This window comes from Marinovum sp. (assembly GCF_048263515.1).
Classification (GTDB): Bacteria; Pseudomonadota; Alphaproteobacteria; order Rhodobacterales; family Rhodobacteraceae; genus Marinovum.
Map to the genome: position 1 here is coordinate 1 of NZ_JBLXEC010000040.1, position 5,902 is coordinate 5,902.

6 protein-coding genes and 1 pseudogene are annotated in these 5,902 nt (G+C 59.8%); 4 read left to right on the top strand and 3 right to left on the bottom strand.

Annotated features, from left to right (window positions below; all coding sequences use genetic code 11):
- Positions 1-303 precede the first annotated feature (303 nt).
- Both ACN0SE_RS19925 and ACN0SE_RS19930 read right to left on the bottom strand, forming a co-directional pair.
- Positions 304-1,218, bottom strand: coding sequence for a sulfotransferase domain-containing protein (locus tag ACN0SE_RS19925; RefSeq protein WP_417526280.1), 915 nt, complete (start codon positions 1,216-1,218; stop codon positions 304-306).
- A 61-nt stretch (positions 1,219-1,279) separates the two neighbouring features.
- Positions 1,280-1,816: a YybH family protein gene (locus ACN0SE_RS19930; protein ID WP_417526281.1), complete on the bottom strand. Its 537-nt coding sequence runs from the start codon at positions 1,814-1,816 to the stop codon at positions 1,280-1,282.
- A gap of 52 nt (positions 1,817-1,868) precedes the next feature.
- Here ACN0SE_RS19930 and ACN0SE_RS19935 point away from each other — a divergent pair, with 52 nt between their 5' ends.
- Complete coding sequence (locus ACN0SE_RS19935) at positions 1,869-2,762, top strand: LysR family transcriptional regulator (RefSeq protein WP_417526282.1); 894 nt, start codon at positions 1,869-1,871, stop codon at positions 2,760-2,762.
- A 131-nt stretch (positions 2,763-2,893) separates the two neighbouring features.
- Positions 2,894-3,241 (top strand): hypothetical protein, encoded by a 348-nt coding sequence (locus tag ACN0SE_RS19940; RefSeq protein ID WP_417526283.1) that lies wholly within the window; start codon positions 2,894-2,896, stop codon positions 3,239-3,241.
- A gap of 174 nt (positions 3,242-3,415) precedes the next feature.
- On the opposite strand, the gene ACN0SE_RS19945 is transcribed toward ACN0SE_RS19940, so the two are convergent.
- The gene (locus ACN0SE_RS19945; protein WP_417526284.1) at positions 3,416-4,048 is read right to left on the bottom strand and encodes a tyrosine-type recombinase/integrase; all 633 of its coding nucleotides are present in this window, start codon (positions 4,046-4,048) and stop codon (positions 3,416-3,418) included.
- A 352-nt stretch (positions 4,049-4,400) separates the two neighbouring features.
- Between ACN0SE_RS19945 and ACN0SE_RS19950 the strand changes: the two genes are divergently transcribed.
- Complete coding sequence (locus ACN0SE_RS19950; RefSeq protein ID WP_417526285.1) at positions 4,401-5,180, top strand: potassium channel family protein; 780 nt, start codon at positions 4,401-4,403, stop codon at positions 5,178-5,180.
- A gap of 79 nt (positions 5,181-5,259) precedes the next feature.
- Positions 5,260-5,460 (top strand): annotated as a pseudogene (locus tag ACN0SE_RS19955) (tyrosine-type recombinase/integrase); the annotation flags it as partial.
- Positions 5,461-5,902 lie beyond the last annotated feature (442 nt).

Genomic DNA, 5,902 nt, shown 5'->3' on the forward strand with positions numbered 1-5,902 from the left:
TTTCCGCTCCTGTCCCAGCCGGGGATTCGATGCGGAAAACTCTAACCGAGATCGGGGGCGTTTCCGGGGATCACATCACACATTTAGCGAGGCTTGACCGGCTGGAGATGTGATGGTCGACAATGACGAGGGGAAAAAGGTCATTCGCAGCGGCATGCGTGAATGACTGAGGTGGCTGATCTGCGACGCCTCATCAGAGAAGCCACCGGTCCAACAAGGTGGACCGGAGCACGCTCGATATTTCCCGCGGTGCTGACCGCATTCATGGCGCTCCGAGCGACCTTCGGGTCAATGGCAAAATACCTACCGCAGCAGCCGTCCGTCTTTCAGCCAAGCAGCCGCATCCTTCCCGAGCTCCTCCTCTGCACGCCGCTCATACGCGTCTGAAAGGTCGTTCGGCAGCCGATCCTTCCAACGCCCGTTCGTGCCCTTGTGGATAAAACTCTGGGCACCACCCTCCCAGAACGCGCCTCCAAGCGGGACCGACGCCGCCGCGTTGCGTTTCATGTAGGCAAACGAGCAGTGCTCGATGATCCGCGCACGTGCATCTTCAGGAATGGGGAGCTCGAGAAAGGCCGCAATGCGCTCAAGCTCGCCCTCGAAGTCGCGCTTCAGATCGGCGAAATGCACCATCAGCACGTTGGGCAGGTCGCGGATGTCCCACCAGGACCGGACATTCTCCCAGAACGGCCAGAACGGCGCGCCGTCATTCTCCAGCCAGTGACGGAAATAGGTGACGGGGTCCTCGTGCGGCGGTCCGATCTCGGGGCCGACCAGGCCGGGGGTCTTGTTCAGCGCGTCATACCAGGCCTGGTTGGCGGTCGAATGGTGGTTGTGCAAGGACCAAATCACGTCACGCCCGTCGCGGCCGATATAGATGTATTTCGCCTTCGACGACATGCGCAGCGCATCGACGGGCAGATGGGTCTTGAGAAACCGGCGATGCCTCTGCGCCTCGACCTCGGGCAGTTTGATCTGCTTTGGCGGCACGCGGAGATCGAGCCAGGGCGACATTTCGGCGACGGGTAGCCCCTCGGCCCCTTTGAAGATCAACTGGCTGACGATCTGCTGCATCCAGGTCGTGCCCGACTTGGCATAGGTCGAGATCACGATGTCGTCCTCGCGGAACGTGAGGTCATTCCAGATCGTGCTGTCAAAATGGTGGTTGTGCATCTCCCGTACTTTGACGGGCGTCCGATGCTCTGTAGCGGTAATCATGACGATGTCCTTTCTGAGAATTTGCGGTGCCGCGGCAAGGCACGGCACCGCACGGGATCGGTCAGCGGTCCATGCCACGGGCGGGGAATGCGACGTGGCGAAGCAACTTCAGTCCTTCGGGTGTGTTCTTGGCAACCAACACGTATTCGCCCGGCAGCGTGGCCCCGCCCATCTCTGGCGGCAGGGTCACGGTGTAGGTGCCGGTGTAGAGCATATGGTCTCCGCCCAGCGGCACCCTGTCGTCGATTTCGGCCGTGAAATCCGCGACATCCGGAAAGGCTGCCAGGCTTTGTGCGATGCTCTCGGCTCCCTCGAAACGCCCGCCGGTCGAGGGCATATAGACCGCCGCTTCGGCAAGGTGAGGCGCAAGAGCATCGTCCTTGCCACCGAGCGCCTGGGCAAAGGCCTCGATTATTCTTGCCTCATCGGCCTGGATGGAGTCGCCAGCGGCAGGAAAGCTGAGAGCTGCCACGGCAAAGGCGGTCAGGGTTATTGTGCGAAGCATGATCTTCCTCCTATGTTTGGTTCTGCCGCTGCGCCTTGCGACGTCAGGGCCTGCACCAAGCATGATGGTGTTGACGGTTCCGGCGTAGCTCATCCGTCGCAGAACTGTCCTGCGGGAATGCAGACGGGCTTCGGGAGGAGGTCATATGTTCGACTGGGACGATATCCGGCTCTTTCTGGCGGTGGCGCAGGAGGGCTCGACGCTGGGGGCATCCAAAAGGCTGAACATCAACCAGACGACCGTGAGCCGCCGCATCCAGGCGCTGGAGCATGTCCTCGGGCTGACACTGTTCGAACGCGATCCGCGCGGCTACACCTTGACGGCACATGGCAGCGCGCTGCTTGATCTGGCAGGCCAGATGGCGGCCTCGGCGGAGACGATCCAGACCCGGGCCGAGCGGCTTTCGCGTGAGGTGTCCGGCATCATACGGCTGACGGGCAACCCGGAGGTCATGGAACATTGGGGGTTCCCCCTGCTGACGCGATTCCGCGCCAAACATCCGGACATCGAATTCGATGTCGATATCAGTTCGAACCAAGTGTCGCTGGAGAAGGGCGAGGCCGATATCGCCCTGCGCGCGGCGGACGATATTACAGGCGATACGCTGATCGCGCGGAAGCTCGCTCTTATTCCGTGGGGGGTCTATTGCAGCCGCCACTACGAACGGCAGAACGGTATGCCGCACGGCCTTGAAACATGTCAGGGTCACAAATTCGTCCTCTACAATGGCCGATTGGCTGAGGTGGTCGGTGCTGCACGTTGGCTGGCCGAACAGATCGACGAGGCGGACCGGGCGCTTCAGGTGAATTCGGTCACCGGTATGATCGGTTCGCTGCGCTCGAACGCCGGGCTCGGGCTGCTGCCCTGCGTAGCAGGCGATTTCGAGCCCGACCTCGTGCCGTGCTTCCGACACGAGAAGCTTCATCACACGCTCTGGGTCGTGGCCTCGAAAGAAGCCTATTCCCAGCCACCGATCCGCCGCTTGATGAAATTCGTCGGCGAGAACATCCCGCACGGCCCGCTCTGGGAGCCGGTCTGAGCGCTTCACGCATCTCTGCACGAACGCCGCCCGGTTCTGCATCCCGAGGGATACGTATGTCAGAGATACTCCGGCAGGCTTAGGACATCGCCGATGGTTGTCGTCGGCAGAACCAACCTATGGAGGATATCATGACCCAGTTCATTCGCAGCCTTGCCGCTTCGGTTTTTCTTGCCTTGCCTGTTGCAGCCTCAGCGCAGGACGTTCCTGTGCTGGCGGTGATCAGCCACCCGGTCGAGGACTACGGCGTCTGGCGCCAAGTCTACAATGATTTCGCCGACGAGCAGCAGGCCGGCGGGGTTATCATGGAGCAGGTCTATCAAAACCCCGCTGACCCGAACAACGTGCTCGTCCTGCACGGTTTCGAAAGCCTCGAGGCCGCCGAGGAATTTCTCACCTCCGACAAGCTGAAATCGGCGATGGAAGGCGCAGGCGTCGCGGCGCCGCCTGCCGTAAAGGTCGTGACCCGGGCTGACTGATTGACGTCGACGCTCCGCGAGATCTGTCTTGCGGAGCGTCAGGTCTTTTCCGAGCACGGTTGCCTGCTCCCGCGCTCGAAGAATCGACTGGTAGAAGAATCGTTCAAACCTGCCATTTGCCTGGATTGTGATCGAAAGTCAGCCAAGGGCCGTCTTTAATGGCGGCCCAAAGCGTTAAATTTCAATGGCCTCTGCGATCGCGAGAGCATCCTCAAGCTCAACGCCGAGATATCTGACAGTGCTGTCCATCTTGGTATGACCCAACAGCAGCTGGACAGCACGCAGATTGCCCGTCTTCTTGTAAATTTGTGTCACCTTGGTGCGACGCATGGAGTGTGTCCCGTAAGCGCTTGCTTCAAGCCCTATCGATGTGACCCAGTCGCGGACGATCCGGGCATACTGGCGGGTGGATATGTGGAGGCGTTCGTGAAATCGGCCTGGCCAAAGATATTCGGAGCCGACCATCAGCGGATCTTTCGTCCGTCTATCAGGAGACACCCGCGTGCCCTCTGAGATTTCGAAACGGACAGCTTTCAGCGTCTTGCTTTGCAGAACCGACGTGCGTTCCTTGATTTGGTCGGATGCCAAGACATCCACGACCTTCATCCTGACCAGATCGCAACCGCGCAGCTTGCTGTCGATGGCCAGATTGAAGAGCGCCAGATCGCGATGGTTCTCGGCCAACTCCAACCGAACTCTGATTGCCCATACGTGTTTTGGCTTCAAAGGCCGTTTCTGACCGACGATGCGACCTTTGTTCCAAGCTGGGCGCAGCGCGCGAATGGCAGGAAAGTTCGCGATTTCCATGACTGATTCTCCGATCCGCCACGCCCTCCCAAAACGACAACCCGACGTTGACCATTGTAGCATATCACGGGACGACGCACCGCATCCGAGGTCGGCTTGGAGCCAAACTGTCTCCTCTGCTCGCAGATGGGTTCGCAGTTGCCGCATAGGTATGCCCATCGCGACCGGCCCTGAGCCGCCGCTCGTCACCAGTCGTGTTTTCGCAGTGCGGCTCGTCGAACCAGCCGTTCGCCGCGGGTCCAAGAACTTGGCGACGTCAGCCGATCCCTATGCGGTGAACCAAGCTTGCCCGCGTGATTACCGTGAGGATCGGCCGATGGTTCGAGGCGAAAACTTGTGACATGTTACGCACATGGAAGATTTGCACCGAACGGTCAGGCTGCTCTACACCGGTCACAGCCAACGCGCCCGGCGCTTTCGCTATGGGCTGATCGTTTTCGATGCGCTTACGATCGTCTATTTCATCGCAACCGCGGCGATGCCCTACACACCGATAACGTCAGCTTTGAACACTGGGCTCGGCCTGCTCATACTTCTGGACCTCGCGGCCCGGCTCTGGATTTCCGATAACCTGCGCCGGGAACTCGCGCGCATCTACACCCTTGCCGATTTCGTCGTCGTTCTGTCCCTGCTCCTGGCCCCGTTCATCACCGAGAGCTTCGCATTCCTTCGCGTGCTGCGTGGCCTGCGGCTGATCCATGCCTATCACCTCCTGCGTGACCTGCGGCGCGAGAGCCTGTACTTCCGAAGGCACGAAGACGCCATCCTCGCTGCGGTCAATCTGTTTGTCTTTATCTTCGTGACGACGTCGCTCGTTTTCATGCTCGCCTTCGATGACTCCCGGGGCATCGCCGCATATGTCGACGCGCTCTATTTCACAGTTGCGACGCTGACGACGACGGGCTTTGGCGACATCACGATGACGACAACCGGCGGAAAGCTCTTATCCGTGTTCATCATGGTCGTGGGCGTCGCGCTTTTTGTGCAGTTGGCCCGCGCCATCTTCCAGCCCTCCAAGATCAAGCATAAATGCCCGGAATGCGGACTGAACCGCCATGAAACGGACGCGATTCACTGTAAACATTGTGGTGAGACGTTGAAAATTGAGACGGAGGGAGGCACTGGAACCTGAACCCCGCCAGCGTTTTCCGATCATCTTGTTACCCGGTCGGGGGCCGCATTGGCGTCGATATCCCCCTTTTAGGGTGGATGTACGATCGATAGGGCTTGAAGCAAGCGCTTACGGGACACACTCCATGCGTCGCACCAAGGTGACACAGATTTACAATAAGACGGGCAACCTGCGTGCCGTCCAGATGCTGCTGGGGCATACCAAGATGGACAGCACTGTCAGATATCTCGGCGTCGAGCTTGAGGATGCTCTCGCGATCGCAAAGGCCTTGGAAATTTAACGAATTGGGCCGCCATCAAAGACGGCCCGATCCGGACTGTCACCGGCGCGGCAATCGCTGCGATGCAGTTTCTCCGAACCGGTCATCCACGGCATCGCACGGCGCGGCCTTGAAGACGAAGGTCGGCAGTGCGGACCTTCCTGCCGTTCGCAGCAAACCCTCGATCTTCTCCGCAGGAGCGGGAGGTCTTGCTGGAAGGGGCGGATTGCTGACATTCGCCGCGCCCGCAAACAGGAATGGGAAACCCAAAGAGAGCGGACGTTCGAGGCCGCACCTCAGTGCCTTGCGATATGCAACCGCAGTGAACCTTATAAATAGGCCCGAGTGTCGAGTATTGGACCCTGTGGTCGATGGTTGCGTTGTGCTAGGGTCAGGATTCATAACCAATAGATGACGAGAGCCGCGAGCGCGATGGCAGAGAGGAACACCTTGGGGCAGCGGT